The sequence below is a fragment of the Streptoverticillium olivoreticuli subsp. olivoreticuli genome (genome assembly GCF_003391135.1).
Classification (GTDB): Bacteria; Actinomycetota; Actinomycetes; order Streptomycetales; family Streptomycetaceae; genus Streptomyces; species Streptomyces blastmyceticus.
This window is the reverse complement of record NZ_CP031455.1, coordinates 6,869,787-6,889,058: the sequence shown is the minus strand read 5'-3', so window position 1 is coordinate 6,889,058 and position 19,272 is coordinate 6,869,787. Positions and strand designations below refer to the sequence as shown.

At 73.0% G+C, this 19,272-nt stretch carries 17 protein-coding genes; 11 read left to right on the top strand and 6 right to left on the bottom strand.

Going from position 1 to position 19,272, the window contains the following annotated elements:
* Positions 1-8 precede the first annotated feature (8 nt).
* The gene (locus tag DXZ73_RS30630; RefSeq protein WP_116214229.1) at positions 9-1,007 is read left to right on the top strand and encodes a TAXI family TRAP transporter solute-binding subunit; all 999 of its coding nucleotides are present in this window, start codon (positions 9-11) and stop codon (positions 1,005-1,007) included.
* A gap of 42 nt (positions 1,008-1,049) precedes the next feature.
* On the opposite strand, the gene DXZ73_RS30625 is transcribed toward DXZ73_RS30630, so the two are convergent.
* Positions 1,050-2,480, bottom strand: a complete 1,431-nt coding sequence (locus DXZ73_RS30625; RefSeq protein ID WP_116214228.1) for a sensor histidine kinase — start codon at positions 2,478-2,480, stop codon at positions 1,050-1,052.
* Positions 2,481-2,495: 15 nt separating this feature from the next.
* Entirely contained in the window at positions 2,496-3,203 is a 708-nt protein-coding gene (locus tag DXZ73_RS30620; protein WP_116214227.1) for a response regulator transcription factor, read from the bottom strand.
* Positions 3,204-3,472: 269 nt separating this feature from the next.
* Between DXZ73_RS30620 and DXZ73_RS30615 the strand changes: the two genes are divergently transcribed.
* From DXZ73_RS30615 to DXZ73_RS30585, 8 genes are all read left to right on the top strand, one after another.
* Complete coding sequence (locus DXZ73_RS30615; RefSeq protein ID WP_116214226.1) at positions 3,473-4,258, top strand: amino acid ABC transporter ATP-binding protein; 786 nt, start codon at positions 3,473-3,475, stop codon at positions 4,256-4,258.
* 131 nt (positions 4,259-4,389) lie between these two features.
* Positions 4,390-5,307, top strand: coding sequence for a glutamate ABC transporter substrate-binding protein (locus DXZ73_RS30610; protein ID WP_116214225.1), 918 nt, complete (start codon positions 4,390-4,392; stop codon positions 5,305-5,307).
* Between the two features lie 41 nt (positions 5,308-5,348).
* Complete coding sequence (locus DXZ73_RS30605; RefSeq protein WP_116214224.1) at positions 5,349-5,999, top strand: amino acid ABC transporter permease; 651 nt, start codon at positions 5,349-5,351, stop codon at positions 5,997-5,999.
* Entirely contained in the window at positions 5,996-6,913 is a 918-nt protein-coding gene (locus DXZ73_RS30600) for an amino acid ABC transporter permease (protein WP_116214223.1), read from the top strand. Before DXZ73_RS30605 ends, DXZ73_RS30600 begins: the two co-directional genes overlap by 4 nt.
* A 242-nt stretch (positions 6,914-7,155) precedes the next feature.
* Entirely contained in the window at positions 7,156-8,910 is a 1,755-nt protein-coding gene (locus tag DXZ73_RS30595; protein WP_116214222.1) for an FAD-dependent monooxygenase, read from the top strand.
* A 33-nt stretch (positions 8,911-8,943) separates the two neighbouring features.
* Positions 8,944-9,030 carry a putative leader peptide gene (locus DXZ73_RS40665; RefSeq protein WP_361280649.1) on the top strand — a complete coding sequence of 29 codons (87 nt, stop codon included), beginning with the start codon at positions 8,944-8,946 and terminating at the stop codon, positions 9,028-9,030.
* Positions 9,031-9,126: 96 nt separating this feature from the next.
* Entirely contained in the window at positions 9,127-9,672 is a 546-nt protein-coding gene (locus DXZ73_RS30590) for a cysteine dioxygenase (RefSeq protein WP_116214221.1), read from the top strand.
* On the top strand, positions 9,669-10,043 hold the full coding sequence (locus DXZ73_RS30585; protein WP_116214220.1) for a rhodanese-like domain-containing protein: 375 nt from the start codon (positions 9,669-9,671) through the stop codon (positions 10,041-10,043). The genes DXZ73_RS30590 and DXZ73_RS30585 overlap by 4 nt, the downstream gene beginning before the upstream one ends.
* Positions 10,044-10,106: 63 nt before the next feature.
* Here DXZ73_RS30585 and recX read toward each other — a convergent pair whose 3' ends face one another.
* The 4 genes from recX to DXZ73_RS30565 form a co-directional block, all read right to left on the bottom strand.
* On the bottom strand, positions 10,107-10,730 hold the full coding sequence (recX, locus tag DXZ73_RS30580; RefSeq protein ID WP_205519261.1) for a recombination regulator RecX: 624 nt from the start codon (positions 10,728-10,730) through the stop codon (positions 10,107-10,109).
* A 4-nt stretch (positions 10,731-10,734) separates the two neighbouring features.
* A complete protein-coding gene (gene recA, locus DXZ73_RS30575) occupies positions 10,735-11,853 on the bottom strand; it encodes a recombinase RecA (protein ID WP_116214219.1) in 1,119 nt (372 codons plus the stop codon).
* A gap of 177 nt (positions 11,854-12,030) precedes the next feature.
* A complete protein-coding gene (locus DXZ73_RS30570) occupies positions 12,031-13,146 on the bottom strand; it encodes an AI-2E family transporter (protein ID WP_116214218.1) in 1,116 nt (371 codons plus the stop codon).
* A gap of 102 nt (positions 13,147-13,248) precedes the next feature.
* Positions 13,249-13,443: a DUF3046 domain-containing protein gene (locus DXZ73_RS30565; protein WP_116214217.1), complete on the bottom strand. Its 195-nt coding sequence runs from the start codon at positions 13,441-13,443 to the stop codon at positions 13,249-13,251.
* Positions 13,444-13,522: 79 nt separating this feature from the next.
* Here DXZ73_RS30565 and DXZ73_RS30560 point away from each other — a divergent pair, with 79 nt between their 5' ends.
* Positions 13,523-14,443: a hypothetical protein gene (locus DXZ73_RS30560; RefSeq protein WP_116214216.1), complete on the top strand. Its 921-nt coding sequence runs from the start codon at positions 13,523-13,525 to the stop codon at positions 14,441-14,443.
* A 73-nt stretch (positions 14,444-14,516) separates the two neighbouring features.
* Positions 14,517-19,265 (top strand): ATP-dependent helicase, encoded by a 4,749-nt coding sequence (locus DXZ73_RS30555; RefSeq protein WP_116214215.1) that lies wholly within the window; start codon positions 14,517-14,519, stop codon positions 19,263-19,265.
* The last annotated feature ends 7 nt before the right edge of the window (positions 19,266-19,272 follow it).

Below are 19,272 nucleotides of genomic sequence, written 5' to 3'. Positions count from 1 at the left end.
ATCCGCCCATGACTCTCCGGCTCCCGCGTCCCGGCCGCCGCCGCGCCCTGCAGGCAGGCGTGGCGGCCGGCGCCGTGCTCGCCCTGCTGGCGTGGTGGCTGGTCTCGCTGCACGGCTCGCCGTCCCCCAGCGGCCGGATGTCGTTCGCGACCGGGGTGCCGACCGGGGTGTACGCGAAGTACGGCGACCTCCTGAAGGAGGATCTCGGCCGGGACATGCCCTCTCTGGAGGTGCGGCTCCGGCGCAGTCAGGGGTCGCTGGACAACCTCAAGCAGCTCACCTCGGGCGAGGCCGACTTCACCCTGGCCACCGCCGACGCCGTCGCCACCTACCGCGACCGGCGGGAACCCGGCTGGGCGGGGCTGCGCGCCTGCGCGCGGCTCTACGACGACTACATCCAGCTGGTGGTCCCGAAGAGTTCACCGGTGCAGTCGGCGAAGGAGCTCAAGGGGATGCGGGTCGGCGTCGGTACGGACGAGTCGGGCGTACAGCTGATCACCAGAAGGCTGCTGAAGGCCGCCGGGCTCGACTTCGACAAGGACATCGAGCCCGTGCGCGTGGGCATCGACAGGATGCCGGCGCTGCTGGAGCAGGGGCGGATCGACGCGTTCTTCTGGTCGGGCGGCCTGCCCACCAACGCCGTGCAGAGCCTCGGCCTCCGCCTGTCGATCCGGCTCGTCCAGCTGGGCGACCTCATAGAGCCGCTGCACGCGCTCGGCCCGGAGACGCGCTACTACAGGGCGGCCGTCATGCCGGTGGACGCGTATCCGGAACTGCGCGCCGCACAGGCGGTGAAGACGATAGCGGTCGCGAATCTCCTGATCACGATGGACCACGCGGACACCGAGCTCGCGAAGAGCGTCACCCGGTCGGTCATGAACAGCCGCGACCGCATAGGGCAGAAGGTGCACGCGGCGCAGAAAGTGGACCTCCGTACGGCGATTTTCACCGACCCCCTGGACCTGCACGTGGGTGCGCGCCGTTACTACCTGTCGGTCAAGCCGTAGCGGCGCTCCCCCGGGCCGCCGCCCGTTCGCCGGCGCGAATCGTCAACTCCCGTGCGGGGCGGCCGCCTGCTCGGCGGCGCGGTCGCGCGGCACGCGGATCACCGCCCGCAGGCCGTGCGGGGTGTTCGGGGCGTACGAGAGCGTGGCTCCGCCCGCGGCGAGGAGGGCGCGGGAGATGGACAGGCCCAGGCCGGAGCCGTCGACGTTCTGATGGCGGCTGCTGCGCCAGAAGCGGTCGCCGATCCGGGTGAGTTCCTCCTCGGTCAGGCCGGGGCCGCGGTCGGCGACGGTGATGGTCACCGTGTCACCGTCGACCGCGACGCTGACACGCACGTCGGCTCCTCCCGGGGTGAACTTCAGGGCGTTGTCCACCACGGCGTCGAGCGCGCTGGAGAGGGCCACCGGGTCGGCCCAGCCGGTCGTGGCGGACGGCCCGCTGTAGGTGAGGGCGACGCGCTCGCGGTCGGCCACCGGCGACCAGGCGCCCACCCGGTCGGTGACGATCTCGGCGATGTCGGCCAGCTGGAGGTCCGCGGAGGCGTGTTCGGCCAGCGCCAGGTCCAGCAGGTCGTCGAGGACCCGGGCCAGGCGCCGGCCCTCGCCCCGGACGGCGGCGACCTCCCCGTGCCCCTCGGGCAGGTCGAGCGCGAGCAGGTCGATGCGCAGCAGCAGGGCGGAGAGAGGGTTGCGCAGCTGGTGCGAGGCGTCGGCGACGAAGGCGCGCTGCTGCTCCAGGACCTCTTCGACGTGGTCGGCCATCTCGTTGAACGACCTCGCCAGGCGGCGCAGTTCGGGCGGGCCGCTGTCCACCGCGACGCGGGAGTTCATCCGCCCGGTGGCTATGCCGTGGGTGGCGGTGTCGAGGGTCCGTACGGGCCGCAGCACCCAGCCGGTGAGCCGGAAGGCGGCCGCGACGGCGAGCAGCATGGCCCCGGTCTCGCCCGCCCCGAGCAGCAGCCAGGAGTGCAGGATCCGGGACCGCAGCCGGCCGGTGGGCGAGTCGGTGACGACGACCGCGACGACGTCACCGTCCCGGATGACGGGTGAGGCGACGGTCAGCCGACGGCGCTGGAAGGGCCACACCTGCCCGGGGTCGTGGCTGCGCCGCCCCGCCAGGGCCTCCTGGAAGGCCCGCTGCCCCTCGCCCTGGTCGGGTACGGACCAGTCGGCGGGGGCGACGGCCATGACCCGGCGGTCGCGGTAGAAGACACCGACCCGGATGCCGTAGACGTCCTCGTACCGCAGGAGCTCGGAGCGCAGGGTGCCGAGCCGTTCGTCCTGGTCGGCCGCGGGGTCGAAGGGCCGGGCGGTGACGTACTGCGCGAGGGAGGCGAAGCGCGCGGTGTCGTCGATGCGGTCGACCACGAGCCGCTGCTGCTCGGCGGCGGCGATGCTCGCGGCGAGCGGGAAGCCCAGCGCCAGCAGCACTCCGGCCAGCAGGACGATGAGCAGCGGGAGGAGTCGGGTGCGCACGGGTTCGTACGACCGTCACGCGGCCGGGACGACGATTTTGTAGCCGACGCCACGCACCGTCTCGATGAGGGCGGGCATGCCCAGCTTGGAGCGGAGCGAGGCGATGTGCACCTCCAGCGTGCGTCCGGTGCCCTCCCAACTGGTGCGCCACACCTCGCTGATGATCTGTTCGCGCCGGAAGACGACCCCGGGGCGCTGGGCGAGCAGCGCCAGGAGGTCGAATTCCTTGCGGGTGAGCGGGACGGGCGTGCCGCTGACGGACACCTCCCGGTTGGGGAGCTCGACGGTCAGCGCGCCCAGGTGCAGTGCCCGCGGGCCGTCGAGGTCGTGGGCGTCCTCGACGCCGTTGTCGGTGGGCGGGGTGCGCCGGGCGACGGCGTGGATGCGGGCGAGGAGTTCGCCGGTGTCGTAGGGCTTCACCACATAGTCGTCGGCACCGAGGTTGAGGCCGTGGATCTTGGAGCGGGTGTCGGCGCGGGCGGTGACCATGATGACGGGGGTGGCGGTGAGCTTGCGGATCCTGCCGCAGACCTCGAAGCCGTCCTGGTCGGGCAGGCCGAGGTCGAGCAGGACGACGGCGAAGGGGGCGCCCCCGGCGGGCAGCAGCGCCCGGAGGGCCTCCTCGCCGCTGCGGGCGTGGGTGACGTCGAATCCGTGCCGGGCCAGCACCGCGGACAGGGCGGCGGCGACATGGTCGTCGTCCTCCACGAGCAGCAGTCTCAATCCGCGCCCTCCGTCCGGCCGTGGTGTCGCAACACCGCATCCACGCTGATGGACGCCCACCCCGTCAAGGGGGTTGCGGGGGTGTAGGAGCTTCCGTTACCCAGCCGGTACGCCCGCACCACCCGTGTGTGCGCCGCGCGCCCCCTTCACACGGAGTGTCCCTTTGCCGCCGGATCGTTATGCTCAATTTCAGCTCAGATGTAATGACGCTGGTCGTTCCCGCTGATTAGGGTCCTCCCCAACCGAGGAGGATGGAGCGAGGAACGCCGATGAGCGAAGTATCGGTGACCGATGCCGCGGCGGCCGCTGCGGCTCCCCCGGACGCACTGGTCGTCCTGAACAGCGTCAACAAGCACTTCGGCGCCCTGCATGTCCTCCAGGACATCGACCTGACCATCGCGCGCGGCGAAGTCGTCGTCGTCATCGGTCCGTCGGGGTCCGGGAAGTCCACCCTGTGCCGGACGATCAACCGGCTGGAGACCACCGACTCCGGCTCGATCACCATCGACGGCCGGCCGCTGCCCCAGGAGGGCAAGGAGCTGGCGCGGCTGCGCGCCGACGTCGGCATGGTCTTCCAGTCCTTCAACCTCTTCGCCCACAAGACGGTGCTGGAGAATGTGACGCTGGGCCAGGTCAAGGTCCGCAGGACGGACCGCAAGGCGGCCGAGAAGAAGGCGCGCGACCTGCTCGACCGCGTCGGCGTGGGCGCCCAGGCCGACAAGTACCCCGCGCAGCTGTCCGGTGGTCAGCAGCAGCGGGTGGCGATAGCCCGGGCGCTGGCCATGGAGCCGAAGCTGATGCTCTTCGACGAGCCGACGTCGGCGCTCGACCCGGAGATGATCAATGAGGTGCTGGAGGTCATGCAGCAGCTCGCCCGGGACGGTATGACGATGGTCGTCGTCACCCACGAGATGGGCTTCGCCCGCTCGGCCGCCAACCGCGTCGTCTTCATGGCGGACGGCCGCATCGTCGAGGAGGCGCGGCCGGACCAGTTCTTCAGCAATCCGCGGAGCGACCGGGCGAAGGACTTCCTGTCGAAGATCCTCCACCACTGACCCGCGCCCGACGCGGCCCGACGTCCGCTCACCGCGTGCTCCTCGGCAACGGCCGCTGCGCCCTTCCCGCTGTGACCACGTCGGCGCCGCACACCTTTCGACAACGCCCGCAGACGCAAAGGATGTTCACCATGAAGCTCCGCAAAACCGCCGCAGCGGCCGCCGTCGTGGTGCTGGCGCTCACCGCGTCCGCCTGCGGCAAGTCGGGCAGCCCTGACGACAAGAGCGACAAGGCGAGCGACGGGAAGCCGGCACCGGCCGCGCCGACCTACAAGGTGAACACCGCGGCGGACGTCAAGGGTTCGCCCGTCTTCGAGAAGATCAAGGGCAAGAAGATCACCATCGGCACCAAGGCCGACCAGCCCGGCCTCGGCTTCGAGAACCCCAGCACCAAGAAGCGCTCCGGCTTCGACGTGGAGATCGCCCGGATGATCGCGGCCGACCTCGGCTTCGACGAGGACCACATCACCTTCAAGACCATCCCCTCCGAGGCCCGTGAGACCCAGATCGCCACGGGGGGCGTCGACCTGTACGTCGGCACGTACACGATCAACGACGAGCGCAAGAAGCAGGTCGGCTTCGGCGGCCCGTACTACGTCGCCGGCCAGGACCTGCTGGTGAAGGCCGACAGCAGCATCAAGGGCCCGGATGACCTCAAGGGCAAGAAGGTCTGCTCGGCGGCCGGTTCCACGCCGCTCAAGCGGATCAAGGAGGCCAAGTACGGCGTGGCCGAGGCCATGTCGCAGCAGGGCTACCAGCTGTGCGTGCAGCAGCTCGTGGGCGGCTCGGTGGACGCCGTCACCACGGACGACTCGATCCTCAAGGGCTACGCGGCGGAGAACAAGGGCGCCCTGAAGGTCGTCGGCAATCCGTTCTCCAAGGAGCCGTACGGCGTCGGCCTGAAGAAGGACGACAAGGCGCTGCGCGACGCCGTCGACAACGCCATCGAGGCCCATGAGAAGAACGGCGACTGGAAGAAGGCGTACGACGCCACGCTCGGCCTCTCCGGCATCCCGGCCACGACCCCGCCCGCGGTCGACCGCTACTGACCGGCGGCGGATCTCCGCCACGCGAACTCCGGAGAGTTGACGTGAACGTTCTGTCGGACAACTTCGCGATGTTCCGCGAAGGCTTCGTCGGCACCGTGGAACTGACCGTGCTCAGCGCGCTGCTCGCCCTGGTGGTGGGCATCCTGATCGCGGCGTTCCGCGTCTCGCCCGTGCCCGCCCTGCGAATATTCGGCAGCACCTGGGTGACCCTGCTGCTCAACACGCCCCTGGTGCTGCTCTTCCTCGCCGTCACCCTGGGCCTCCCGGCGCTGGGCCTCAAAGGGTGGGACTCCTTCTGGCTCGCCGTCATGGCCCTGGGCAGCTACACCTCGGCCTTCGTCTGCGAGGCCATCAGGTCGGGCATCAACGCCGTTCCGGTGGGCCAGGCGGAGGCCGCCCGGTCCATCGGGATGACCTTCAACCAGACGCTCGGCCAGATCGTGCTGCCACAGGCCACCCGGACGGCCGTGCCACCGCTCGGCAGCCTGATGATCGCGCTCGCCAAGAACACCACGATCGCGTCGAGCTTCAACGTCACCGAGCTGGGATCCGTGCAGAAGACCCTCAACGCCGACTCGGGCTACAACATCTTCGTGATCTTCCTGTGGATCGCGATCTGTTACGTCGTCATCACCTTCGCCATCAGCGGGCTGTTCCGGCTGCTGGAGAACCGGCTGGCGGTGGCCCGATGAGCGCGAGCGTCCTCTTCGACGTACCCGGCCCCAAGGCGCGGGCCCGCAACCGCGTCTACGGCATCCTCTCCAGCGTCGCCGTGCTCGGACTGGTCGCCTTCGTCGTCTACCGGCTGGACGACACCGGGCAGTTCCAGGGCGACCTGTGGAACATCTACGAATACAGCAGCACCCAGCGGCAGATCCTCGACGGCCTGCGGACCACGGTCGAGACCTTCGCGATCGCCGCCGCCCTGTCGGTCGTGCTCGGTGTGGTGCTGACGGCCGCCCGGCTGTCCGATCACAAACCGGTGCGCTGGATCGGCGTCGTGGCCGTCGAGGCGTTCCGCGCCATGCCGCTGCTCATCATGATCTTCCTGCTGTGGGCGGCCGTCTTCACCTCGGACCCGATGTGGGCGCTCGTCATAGGGCTGACGCTCTACAACGGCTCGGTGCAGTCGGAGATCTTCCGCTCCGGGATCAACGCGCTGCCCAAGGGCCAGGGCGAGGCGGCGTACGCGCTGGGCCTGCGCAAGACGCAGGTGATGACGAGCGTCCTCGTCCCCCAGGCCGTCCGTACGATGCTGCCGTCGATCATCAGCCAGCTCGTGGTGACCCTCAAGGACACCTCGCTCGGCTACATCATCGTCTACGAGGAGCTGCTGTTCGTCGGCAAGCGGTTCGCGGAGCAGCGGCCGCCCGTGAACGGCGTCTACGCCTTCATCCCGATGGTGATCGTCTTCGGTTCGATCTACATCCTGCTGTGCATGGCGCTGTCCTCCGTCGCGACCTGGGTCGAACGGCGCACGAAGCGCTCGCGCAAGGGCACCCCGCCGCCGATGGCCGCGCCCGGCGCCGCCGTCATGGCCGGTCCCGGGCTCGGGGCGGCGGGCGCCACCGGCGCGCCCGGCACGGACGGCCCCAAGACCGGCTGAGCACGGCGCGGGTGACGCCCCGTCGGCCGCGGTCGGCGACGGGGCGCGCCCGCACCGGCGCGCCGCGACGAGAGCCCTGATCACTTGACGCAAGCACCCGCAATGGGTTGCATACGTTCTGTGATCGAGCACCGTGTCCCCCCCGCCGGCCCCCGCGCGCACCGAGCGGTGCGCGCGGTCCGTACGCACCGCGGAGCCCACGGCGCGGCCGTCGGCCGCCGCGGCACGCAGGGAGCGGTGCCGTGGACCCGGTGATCGTCGTCGGGGCGGGGCCGGTCGGCCTCACGCTCGCGCTCACCCTGGCCCGCCGCGAGGTCCGCGTCGTCGTCCTCGACGAGACCCCCGCCGACGGCACCGGGGAGGAGGAGCGCCCGGCCCGCACGGCCGTGCTGCGCCCGGACACCGCCGAGATGCTGGAGCGCCTGGGGTGCGCCCTGGAGGGCGGCACCCGGTGGACCGGCTGGCGGACCCTGCGCCGCCGCGCCGTGGCCGCCCAGGTGCCCTTCGCGGAGCCCCGGCGGCCCGCGGGGGCCGACGGTGCCGAGGAGGCCGCGGAGGAGGCCGTCACGGCCCCGCAGGAGGCCCGCGAGGTCTCGCCGTTGCACCTCCCGCAGCACGCGCTGACACGGGAGCTGCGCGCGGCGCTCGCCCGCCGGAGCGGCGTACGGATCGTCCCCGGCGGCCACCTGGACAGCCTGCGGCAGGATTCCGCCGGAATCACCGCGCACACGCGGGGCAGCAACGGCGGCCATTGGCGGGGCAGTTACCTCGTCGGCTGCGACGGCGCCCGGTCGACCGTGCGCAAGCTGCTGGGCGCCCGCTTCCCGGGGCGCACGGCCGTCGAGCGGTACGCCGTCGCCGCGCTGCGCACCGAACTCCCCTGGCCCGGCGAGGCGGTGCTGCACCGGTCACCGCCGCGCGGCGGTGAGGTGACGGCCCGTCCGCTGCCGGACGGCGTGTGGCGGCTCGACTGGCTGCTGCCGCCGGGCGGCGACCTGGTCACTCCCGACGCCCTGCTCACGCTGGTCCGCGACTCCCTGTCGACATGGTGCGGCGAGGTGCCGCCGTACGAACTCCTGGACACCGGTGTGCACGCGGTGCACCACCGGCTCACGCGCCGCATGCGCACGGGGCGGGCCTTCCTCGCCGGCGACGCCGCCCACCTGCTCGGGGCGCTCGGCACCCAAGGGCTGGACGAGGGCCTGCGGGACGCGGAGAACCTGGCGTGGAAGCTCGCTCTCGCCTGGCACCACGGCGCCTCCGAGACCCTGCTCGACAGCTATCAGGCGGAGCGCCGCGGGGCGATCGTGGCCCGGCTGCGCGCCGCCGACCGCGCCCTGACGGCGGTACGGAGCTCGGGCGGGTGGCACACGGCACGGCGCGCGCTGGTCCCGGGCGCCGTGCGCGGACACGACGAGCTGCTCACCGACGGTCACCTGGGGCGCGGGACGCTCGCCGCGCCCCCCGTCTACGACCGCACGCCCCTGGCACCGGCCGGGCCGCCCACGGGCGCCGTCCCGGTGGCCACGGCCCCCGGCGATCCGGTCGAGGACGTTCCGGTCACCGCTCCGGACGGCTCGGTGGTCGGGCTGCGGGAGCGGCTGGGCGGCGATCTGCTGGTGGTCCTGGTCGCGCCCGGCACGGGTGTGTGGGAGCGGCGGCACTGGCTGGGCGCGGGGCTCATGCCGGGGCTCTCGGCCGCCATCGGCGCGCTGCCCATGCGGGCGGAGCTGCTGGTCGCCGAGGCGTATCCGGGGGCGTCCGCGCACACCGTGCTGATGGTGCGCCCGGACGGGCACCTGGTCGCGGCGATGGCGGGGGTGCGGCCCGCGGAGCTGTACGCGTGCGCGGACGCGGTACGGGGCGGGTCGGCGACGCCGCGCGGACAGGCGGCGGGTGCCGAGGGAGCGGAAGGGGGCTCCGACGGGGAGGGCGGCGGCGCGGGGCGCGCGGGTGACCCCGACGGAGCGCCCAGTGAGGCCACGGCCAACCGTTGACCTGCCCGCAACGGCCATGGTTGACTACGGAACGTGACTGACAGCGGCGTGCGTTTCTGGCGGAGGGTCCATCTCGACCTCGTCCGCTATGCGGGCTGCGTCTGTCGTCCGTCCTGCTGATCCGCTTCCCCTTCGCGTGGCCGCGCCGAGTGCCGCCGCGCGCACCTTCGCGATCACTCAGGACGGTCCCCTGTGTTTCTTCCCCTGCCCGTACCTGTGCCCTCAGCCCGGCACCGGTCGGCCGTCACCTCTCCCGCGAACCCGTCCGCGGCGCCCTCCGGGGCCGAACTCCTCGACTTCGCCCGCAGCACGGCCGCCGACACCGCGCTGGTCGCCTCTCTCCCGCTCGATCCCGAGGGCCGCACATGGATGCGGCTGTCGGGCCCGGGCGGCAGCGAGGCGTGGCTGATCGGCTGGCCGCCGGGGTCCGGGACCGGCTGGCACGACCACGGCGGTTCGCACGGCGCCTTCGCGACGGCCGCGGGCCTGCTGACCGAGCAGTCGCTCGCCGCCCAACTGCCCACGGAGGGCTGGAAGGTGCTGGAACTGGCGGACGGCGTCGACCGCGAACAGCAGCTCTCCGAGGGTCAGGGCCGGGCCTTCGGCCCGCACCATGTGCACCAGGTGTCCAACGCGTCGCGGACCGGGCACGCGGTCTCCGTGCACGCCTACCACCCGCCGCTCCCGATGATGCGGCGCTACAGCCGTACGGGACAGGTGCTGCGGCTGGAGCAGGTCGAGTGGCCGCAGGAGTGGGCATGAGGGTCGAGGAACTGCTGGCCGCCGCCCGTGCGGAGCTGAACCGCCTCGGCCCGGCGGAGGCGGCCGCGGTCCAGGCCGGGGGCGGGCTGCTGGTCGACATCCGCTATGCGGCGCTGCGGGAGCGGGACGGGCTCGTCCCCGGGGCGCTCGTCGTGGAGCGCAATGAACTGGAGTGGCGGCTCGACCCGTTGAGCGAACACCGGGCGACGGAGGCCACCGGGCACGACCTGCGCGTGGTCGTGCTCTGCAACGAGGGCTACGCCTCCAGCCTCGCCGCGGCGTCCCTGCGCCTGCTGGGGCTGCGCCACGCCACGGACCTGATCGGAGGCTTCCAGGCCTGGCGGGCGGCGGGACTCCCGGTGCGCCGCTGACGCCGCGGGGCCGGACCGGGGCGGCCGGACCCGGACGCTGCCGGCGCTTAGGGCGCCACCGGCTCAGGCGTCCGGCAGCCAGTGGTCCAGCAGCTCCGCTTCCTCGCCTTCCTCCTCCAGGGCCTGGCGCACCACGCGCAGGGCAAGGCCCTCCGCATAGCCCTTGCGGGCCAGCATCCCGGCGAGGCGGCGCAGCCGCTTCTCCCGGTCCAGGCCGCGGGTGGCCCGCAGCTTGCGCCGGACCAGCTCACGCGCCGTGTGCTCCTCCTGGTCGGAGTCCAGCTGCCCGACCGCTTCGTCGATCACCGCGGAGTCGACCCCCTTGGTGCGCAGCTCGCGCGCCAGGGCCCGGCGGGCGAGCCCCCGGCCGTGGTGCCGGGACTCCACCCACGCGTCGGCGAAGGCCGCGTCGTCGATCAGGCCCACGTCCTCGAAGCGGGCCAGGACCTCTTCCGCCACCTCGGCCGGGATCCCCCGCTTGGCGAGCGCGTCCGCGAGCTGCTTGCGGGTGCGCGGGGATCCGGTGAGCAGGCGCAGACAGATCGCCCGCGCCTGCTCCTCCGGCCGTGGTGGTGTCCCACCCCCGGCCCTCGACGAGGAGGGGGCATCACCACAGGTCCGGTCGTGCGCACCCGTCTCCGGCGGGCCCTCGGCCTCCGGCCGGGGGTATTCCGATCGCCGTGTCACGGGATCAGCTCTTGGCAGCCGTGGCCTTGGCCGCCTTGCCCGTGGACTTCGCCGGGGCCGGGACCGACTTGGCCGGCTCGCCCGCACCCGCCGCGTCCACGCCGGGCTCGCCCGCCGGAGTCTCGGTCTTCGGGCCGACGCCCAGCTTCTCCTTGATCTTCCTCTCGATCTCGTTGGCGAGGTCGGGGTTGTCCTTGAGGAAGTTGCGGGCGTTCTCCTTGCCCTGGCCGAGCTGGTCGCCCTCGTACGTGTACCAGGCGCCGGCCTTGCGGACGAAGCCGTGCTCCACGCCCATGTCGATCAGGCCGCCCTCGCGGCTGATGCCCTGGCCGTAGAGGATGTCGAACTCGGCCTGCTTGAAGGGCGGCGCGACCTTGTTCTTGACGACCTTGACGCGGGTGCGGTTGCCGACGGCCTCCGTGCCGTCCTTGAGGGTCTCGATGCGGCGGATGTCCAGACGCACCGAGGCGTAGAACTTCAGGGCCCGGCCACCGGTCGTCGTCTCCGGCGAGCCGAACATGACGCCGATCTTCTCGCGGAGCTGGTTGATGAAGATCGCGGTGGTCTTGGACTGGTTGAGCGCGCTGGTGATCTTGCGGAGCGCCTGGCTCATCAGTCGCGCCTGGAGGCCGACGTGGGAGTCGCCCATCTCGCCCTCGATCTCCGCACGCGGCACGAGCGCGGCGACGGAGTCGATGACGATCAGGTCGAGGGCGCCGGAGCGGACCAGCATGTCCACAATTTCCAGCGCCTGCTCGCCGGTGTCCGGCTGGGAGAGGATGAGGTTGTCGGTGTCGACGCCCAGCGCCTTCGCGTACTCCGGGTCGAGCGCGTGCTCCGCGTCGACGAAGGCGACGGTGCCGCCCGCCTTCTGGGCGTTGGCCACGGCGTGCAGGGTGAGGGTGGTCTTACCGGAGGACTCCGGTCCGTACACCTCCACGACGCGGCCGCGGGGCAGCCCGCCGACGCCGAGGGCGACGTCGAGTGCGGTCGACCCGGTGGGGATGACCTCGATGGGGTCGTTCGGCCGGTCGCCGAGGCGCATCACGGCGCCCTTGCCGAATTGCCGTTCAATCTGTGCGAGCGCGGCGTCCAGCGCCTTCTCGCGGTCGGTGCCTGCCATGGGTTCCACCCGGTTTGCTTGAGTCGATCGCTTCACGTCAACGACGCTAACGCCTGCCACTGACAATGGGCCCGGGCGTCCCCCCTGGCCTGTGGATAACTCGCCTCCCAGAAGGCCCGGAACACCCATGAGAATGGATGTTCGATTTTGGTGTCAAGCGCACCACGCCGCCCCCGATCACCGCTCGCGCAGCGCCCGCAGGAGCCGGGCCAGGGCCGAGGAACGCGGCCCGTCGTCCGGGCGCCGGCCGTGCACCCGCGGGTCGTCGGCGACGTCGTACCGCTTCACGTAGGCCCCCAGGAAACCCTGGAGCGTGGCGGTCGCCGGGATGGCGATCAGCGCGCCCACCGCGCCGAGCAGCGCGGTGCCCGCGATCACCGAGCCGAAGGCGACGGCCGGGTGGATGTCCACGGTCCTGGCGGTGATGCGGGGCTGGAGCACATAGTTCTCGAATTGCTGATAGACCACCACGAAGCCGAGCACCCAGACCGCGTACCAGGGGTCCACGGTGAAGGCGATCAGCATCGGCAGCGCACCCGCCAGGTAGGTGCCGATGGTGGGGATGAACTGGGAGACGAAGCCCACCCAGATCGCGAGCGCCGGGGCGTAGGGCACGCCCAGGATCTCCAGCAGGACGTAGTGCGCGATGCCGGAGATCAGTGCCATCAGGGCGCGCGAGTAGAGATACCCGCCGGTCTTCGCCACCGCGAGCTCCCAGGCGCGCAGCACTTCCGCCTGCCGGTTCGGCGGCAGGACGGAGCACAGGGCACGGCGCAGCCGGGGCCCGTCGGCCGCGAAGTAGAACGAGAACAGCACCACGGTCAGCAGCTGGAACAGTCCGCCGAGGACGGTGGCGGAGACGTCCAGCACGCCGCCCGCGCTGTTCTTCACGTACTTCTGGAGCCAGTCCGAGTGCAGCACGCTCTGCTGGATCTCGACCCGGGAGAAGTCGGTGCGGAACGTCCGGTTGACCCAGCCGATCACGGAGTCCACATAGGAGGGGAAGTTCGCCACCATGGTCGTGATCTGGTCGGCGAGCATCGAGCCGAGCAGGGCGAAGAAGCCCGCGACGGCCACGGCGATCCCGAGGAGGACCAGGCCCGTCGCGAGCCCGCGCCGCATGCCGCGCGCGGACAGCCGGGCCACGGCCGGCTCGATCGCCAGGGCGAGGAAGAACGCGATCAGGATGTTGATCAGCAGGCCGACGAGCTGGTGGAAGGCCCAGCTCGCCAGCTGGAAACAGGCGAGGAGGGCGAGCGCCACCACCATCGCCCGGGGCAGCCAGCGCGGCATGCGGGCGTCGGCGTCGGGCCGGGGGTGCGGGTCCGCTTCCGGAGCGGTGTCTTCTGCTGCCACGGGGCAAGTGTGGCCTATGGGATGAATCGCCCCGGGTGGTCAGTGCCGGTCGTCGGGGATCTCCAGCGCCCTGCACACCCCGCGCCAGACGTCCTTGGCGTTCCAGCCGGCGTCGAGCGCCTCGTGCACGGTCCTCCCGCCGAGTTCGGACATCACATGATCGCGCGCGAAGGAGTCGGCGTACGCCGCGCCGAAATAATCCGCCATCCGCTGCCAGAAGACCGTCAACCGCATGCGACCAGTATCCCGCCCCTGAGAGTGCTGCCGGGCACGAGCCGCTGACCGGCGGCGCATTCCGTCCTACGGTCGGTGCATGGCCCGATCCGGAGCATCCCCCGTAGTCCGTGCCGAGCAGTTCATGTGGCTGACCGCCCGCGTCCTCGAACAACGCAGATTCGCGTTCCACTTCCTGGACGGCGGACCCGACGCCGTCGAGGCCGCCCTGACGGCCTACCTGGGGGCCGACGGGGGGTACGGCTACGCCCTGGAGCCCGACCTGCGCGGGCCGGTGAGCCAGCCGCTGCACACCGCGCACGCGTTGCACGTGCTCGACGAGATCGGCCGCTGCGGCGACCGGCGGGTCGAGCGCGTCTGCCGCTATCTGACGGCCGTCTCCACCCCGGACGGCGCCCTGCCCGCGCTGCACCCCTCGCTGCGCGGTTATCCGGCAGCCCCGTGGATCCCGGTGGTCGACGACCCTCCGAGCGATCTGCTCGCGACCGGCCCCGTGGTGGGCCTGCTGCACCGCAACGAGGTGTGGCACGCGTGGCTGTTCCGGGCAACCGACTTCTGCTGGGCCGCGGTCGAGGCCCTGGGCAGCGGGGCGCGGACCCACCCGTACGAGGTCGAGGCGGCCGTGGCCTTCCTGGACGGTGCCCCCGACCGGCCGCGCGCCGAGGCGGCCGCGGAGCGGCTGGGCCGTGCGGTGCGGGAGCAGCGGCTGGCCGTCCTGGACCCCTCGCGGACGGCGGACCACCCCGTGCCGGACGGCTACGCCCCGGGCGAGCACCACTTCCCGTACGACTTCGCCCGGGCGCCCGGCTCCCTGGCCCGCCGCTGGTTCACCGACACGGAGCTGGACCGGTCGCTGGACTTCCTCGCCACCGCCCAGGAGGAGGACGGCGGCTGGCCGGTCCGCTGGCGCCAGTGGGCACCGGGCACGGGGCTGGAGTGCCGGCCGATGGTGACCATCTCCTCGCTGCTGACCCTGCGCGCCTACGGGCGGGCGCTCTGACGCCGAGGCGCTCGCACCTGCCCTGAGCTGCGATTCCGCGGCGTTGTCAGTGGTGCGGTGCACGATGGGGTGCATGGCGGACGACAGTGCGGCCGGTCCGGCGGCCGAAGCGGCGGGCGACCCTGCGGGGGCCCTTGCGGGGTTCTCTCACGCGACCCGCGCCTGGTTCACGGGGGCGTTCACGGCGCCCACGGCCGCGCAGAGCGGGGCCTGGCGGGCGATCGGTGAGGGTTCCGACGTGCTGGTGGTCGCCCCGACGGGCTCCGGCAAGACGCTGGCCGCCTTCCTCGCTTCCCTCGACCGGCTGGCGAGCGCACCGCCTCCCGCGGAGGCGAAGAAACGCTGCCGGGTGCTCTATGTCTCCCCGCTCAAGGCCCTCGCCGTGGACGTCGAGCGCAATCTCCGCAGTCCGCTCACCGGCATCCGCCAGGAGTCCGTCCGGCTGGGCGTGCCCGAGCCGGAGATCCGGGTGGGCATCCGGTCCGGCGACACCCCGGCCGCCGAGCGGCGGGCGATGGCCACCAGGCCCCCGGACATCCTGATCACCACTCCCGAGTCGCTGTTCCTGATGCTCACCTCCGCCGCGCGGGACGCCCTCACGGGGGTGGAGACGGTCATCCTGGACGAGGTCCACGCCGTCGCCGGCACCAAGCGCGGCGCGCACCTGGCCCTGTCCCTGGAGCGTCTCGACACCCTCCTCGCGCGTCCCGCCCGCCGCATCGGCCTGTCCGCGACGGTCCGTCCGGTCGACGAGGTGGCCCGCTATCTGTCGCCGCAGCGCAAGGTGGAGATCGTCCAGCCGCCGTCCGGCAAGGAGTTCGACCTTTCGGTGGTCGTCCCGGTGGAGGATCTCGGGGAGCTGGGCGGCTCGCCCGTGCAGGAGGGCGGCGACGGCAAGGAGAAGCCGTCGATCTGGCCCCATGTCGAGGAGCGGATCGCCGACCTCGTCCAGGCCCACCGCTCGACCATCGTCTTCGCCAACTCCCGCCGCCTGGCGGAGCGGTTGTGCAACCGGCTCAACGAGATCGCCTACGAGCGCGCCACGGGCGAGCCCCTGCCCGAGCACCACTCCCCGGCCGAGCTGATGGCCGAGTCCGGCGCCGCCAAGGGCGCGCCCCCGGTGCTCGCCCGTGCGCACCACGGCTCGGTCTCCAAGGAGCAGCGGGCGCTGGTGGAGGAGGACCTCAAGGCGGGCCGTCTGCCGGCCGTCGTCGCCACGTCCAGCCTGGAGCTGGGCATCGACATGGGCGCGGTCGACCTGGTCGTCCAGGTCGAGTCCCCGCCGTCGGTCGCCTCCGGGCTGCAACGGGTCGGCCGGGCCGGGCACCAGGTCGGCGCGGTCTCCACCGGCGTCGTCTTCCCCAAGTACCGGGGCGATCTGGTGCAGGCGGCCGTGGTGACGGAGCGGATGCGCACGGGGGCCATCGAGTCGCTGCGCGTCCCCGCCAACCCGCTGGACGTGCTGGCCCAGCAGATCGTCGCCATGGTGGCCCTGGACACCTGGGACGTGGCGGAGCTGCTGGCCGTGGTGCGGCGGGCGGCGCCCTTCTCCGCCCTGCCCGAGTCCGCCTTCTCGGCGGTGCTCGACATGCTCGCCGGGCGCTATCCGTCCGACGCCTTCGCGGAGTTGCGGCCCCGCCTGGTCTGGGACCGGGTGGCGGGTACGGTCACCGGTCGCCCCGGGGCGCAGCGGCTCGCCGTCACCTCGGGCGGCACCATTCCCGACCGCGGTCTGTTCGGTGTCTTCCTGGCGGGCGCGGACCCCAAGAAGGGCGGCGGCCGCGTCGGCGAGCTCGACGAGGAGATGGTGTACGAGTCGCGGGTGGGCGACGTCTTCACCCTCGGCACCACCTCCTGGCGGATCGAGGACATCACCCGCGACCGGGTCCTGGTGAGCCCCGCGCCGGGCGTCCCCGGGCGGCTGCCGTTCTGGAAGGGCGACCAGCTGGGCCGCCCGCTCGAACTGGGCCGCGCGCTGGGCGCGTTCCTGCGCGAGGTCGGCGGCCTGGCGCCCGAGGCCGCCCGTGAGCGGCTCACCGCGGCGGGCCTCGACACCTGGGCCGCGGAGAACGTCCTGTCCTATCTCGCCGAGCAGCGCGCGGCCTGTGGGCACGTGCCGGACGACCGGACGATCGTCGTGGAGCGGTTCCGTGACGAGCTGGGCGACTGGCGGGTCGTCGTCCACTCCCCGTTCGGCGCCCAGGTCCACGCTCCCTGGGCGCTGGCCCTGGGGGCGCGGCTGACGGAGCGGTACGGCATGGACGCCCAGGTGATGCACGCCGACGACGGCATCGTGCTGCGCCTGCCGGACGCCGAGCTGATGGACCTGGGCCTGCTCGACGCCGATCCGGCCCCGCGCGGCACGGAGTACGACGCCGACCGGTCCCCCGTGGGCGCCGCCGACGTCACCTTCGACAAGGGCGAGGTCGGCCAGGTCGTGACCGATCAGGTGGGCGGCTCCGCGCTGTTCGCCGCCCGGTTCCGCGAGTGCGCCGCCCGCGCCCTGCTGCTGCCCCGCCGCAGCCCGGGCAGGCGCACCCCGCTGTGGCAGCAGCGCCAGCGGGCGTCCCAGCTGCTCCAGGTCGCCGGGGAGTTCGGCTCGTTCCCGATCATTCTCGAAGCCGTCCGCGAGTGCCTCCAGGACGTCTTCGACGTTCCGGGGCTGACGGAGCTGATGGGCGACATCGAGGCCCGGCGCGTCCGGCTGGTGGAGGTGACCACCGCGGAGCCCTCGCCGTTCGCCCGCTCGCTGCTGTTCGGCTACGTGGCGCAGTTCCTCTACGAGGGCGACTCCCCGCTCGCGGAGCGCCGGGCCGCGGCCCTCTCCCTCGACTCACGGCTGCTCGCGGAGCTGCTGGGCCAGGCCGAGCTGCGCGAGCTGCTCGACGCGGACGTGCTCACCGAGCTGGAGCGCGAGCTCCAGTGGCTGACCGAGGACCGCCGGGCCAAGGACGCCGAGGGCGTCGCCGACCTGCTGCGCGTCCTCGGCCCGCTCACGGGGGCCGAGCTGGCCGAGCGGGGCGCCGACCCGCGGTGGCCGGAGGAGCTGGCGGCCGCGCGCCGGGCCATCCGCGTCCGGATCGCCTCCAAGGACCACTGGGCGGCCGTCGAGGACGCCGGCCGGCTGCGGGACGCGCTGGGCACGGCGCTGCCGGTCGGCGTGCCCGAGGCGTTCACGGAGCCGGTGAAGGATCCCCTCGGGGACCTCCTCGCCCGCTTCGCCCGCACGCACGGCCCGTTCACCTCCGCGCAGGCGGCCGCGCGCTTCGGTCTCGGCCCTGCCGTGACCGACGGCGCCCTGCAGCGGCTCGCCGCGAACGGCCGCGTCGTCCAAGGCGAGTTCCACCCCTCCGGCATCGGCCAGGAGTGGTGCGACGCCACGGTCCTGCGGCGGCTGCGGCGCCGCTCGCTGGCCGCGCTCCGGCAGGAGCTGGAGCCGGTGCCGCCCCGGGCGCTGGCCGCCTTCCTGCCGCAGTGGCAGCACGTCGGCACACACAGCCTGCGCGGTATCGACGGACTGGCGCGCGCCGTCGAGCAGTTGCAGGGCGCGCCGGTGCCGGCCTCCGCCCTGGAGAAGCTGGTGCTGCCCGCCCGGGTGGCGGACTTCTCCCCGACGATGCTCGACGAGCTCACCGCCGCCGGTGAGGTCGTGTGGGCCGGTGCGGGCGCCCTGCCGGGCAAGGACGGCTGGGTCTCGCTGCTGCTCGCGGACGCGGCCCCGCTGCTGCTCCCGGCGCCGCATCCGCTGGAGCTCTCCCCGCTGCACCGGGCCGTGCTCGACGCCCTGTCGGGTGGCTACGGCCTGTTCTTCCGTCAGATCGCCGACCGGGTGCGGGCGGTGGATCCGGGCGTCACGGACCCACAGATCGCCGACGCCGTGTGGGATCTGGCCTGGTCCGGCCGGCTCACCAACGACACCCTCGCCCCGCTCCGCGCGCTCCTGGGGTCGGGCAGGACGGCGGGTTCCACCGCGCACCGCGCCAGACGTGCCGTCCCGCGCGGGCGTTACGGCTCCTTCACCGGCCGGGTGGGCCTCGCGACGGCCCCCACGGCATCGCGCGGCGGGCCGCCCACGGTCGCGGGCCGCTGGTCCCTGCTGCCCCCGCACGAGCCGGATCCGACGCACCGGGCCCACGCCCTGGCCCGTACGCTCCTCGACCGGCACGGTGTGGTGACGCGGGGAGCGGTGGCGGCCGAAGGCGTGGAGGGCGGTTTCTCCGCCGCCTATCGCGTGCTGTCCGCCTTCGAGGAGAGCGGGCAGGCCCGGCGCGGCTATGTGGTCGAGGGCCTGGGCGCCGCGCAGTTCGCCATGGAGGGCGCGGTCGACCGGCTGCGGGCCGTGAGCACGGCGCGCGAGCGGGCGGGCGGTGACACCCCCGAGGCCCCGTGGGGCGACGCGGCTCCCGCGCGCGGGAGCGCCCGCCGCCGTGCGGTCGTCCTCGCCGCCGCCGACCCGGCCAACGCGTACGGCGCCGCGCTCCCCTGGCCCGAGCCGCCCACCGGCTCGACCCACAAGCCCGGGCGCAAGGCCGGTTCGCTGGTGGTGCTCGTCGACGGGGCGCTGGCGCTCTATGTGGAGCGCGGCGGCAAGACCTTGCTGATGTGGCCCCAGGAGGAAGGCGCCGCTTCGGCGGGCCCCGACGACGTGGGGCTCGCCGAAGCGGCGGCGGCCCTGGCCGGAGCGGCACGCGCGGGCGCGCTGGGCACGGTCACCGTCGAGCGGGTCAACGGCTCACCGGCGCTCTCCTCCCCCTTGGGGGCGCTGCTGGAGGCCGCGGGCTTCCACGCCACACCCCGCGGTCTGCGATTGCGCGCTCCCTGACCGGGCC

Bases quoted from the DNA above. Each gene is read 5' to 3' on its own strand.
- DXZ73_RS30630 (WP_116214229.1), top strand. From the start codon at position 9: ATGACTCTCCGGCTCCCGCGTCCCGGCCGCCGCCGCGCCCTGCAGGCA.
- DXZ73_RS30615 (WP_116214226.1), top strand. From the start codon at position 3,473: ATGAGCGAAGTATCGGTGACCGATGCCGCGGCGGCCGCTGCGGCTCCC.
- DXZ73_RS30610 (WP_116214225.1), top strand. From the start codon at position 4,390: ATGAAGCTCCGCAAAACCGCCGCAGCGGCCGCCGTCGTGGTGCTGGCG.
- DXZ73_RS30600 (WP_116214223.1), top strand. From the start codon at position 5,996: ATGAGCGCGAGCGTCCTCTTCGACGTACCCGGCCCCAAGGCGCGGGCC.
- DXZ73_RS30585 (WP_116214220.1), top strand. From the start codon at position 9,669: ATGAGGGTCGAGGAACTGCTGGCCGCCGCCCGTGCGGAGCTGAACCGC.
- recA (WP_116214219.1), bottom strand. From the start codon at position 11,853: ATGGCAGGCACCGACCGCGAGAAGGCGCTGGACGCCGCGCTCGCACAG.
- DXZ73_RS30570 (WP_116214218.1), bottom strand. From the start codon at position 13,146: ATGCCGCGCTGGCTGCCCCGGGCGATGGTGGTGGCGCTCGCCCTCCTC.
- DXZ73_RS30565 (WP_116214217.1), bottom strand. From the start codon at position 13,443: ATGCGGTTGACGGTCTTCTGGCAGCGGATGGCGGATTATTTCGGCGCG.
- DXZ73_RS30560 (WP_116214216.1), top strand. From the start codon at position 13,523: ATGGCCCGATCCGGAGCATCCCCCGTAGTCCGTGCCGAGCAGTTCATG.
- DXZ73_RS30555 (WP_116214215.1), top strand. From the start codon at position 14,517: ATGGCGGACGACAGTGCGGCCGGTCCGGCGGCCGAAGCGGCGGGCGAC.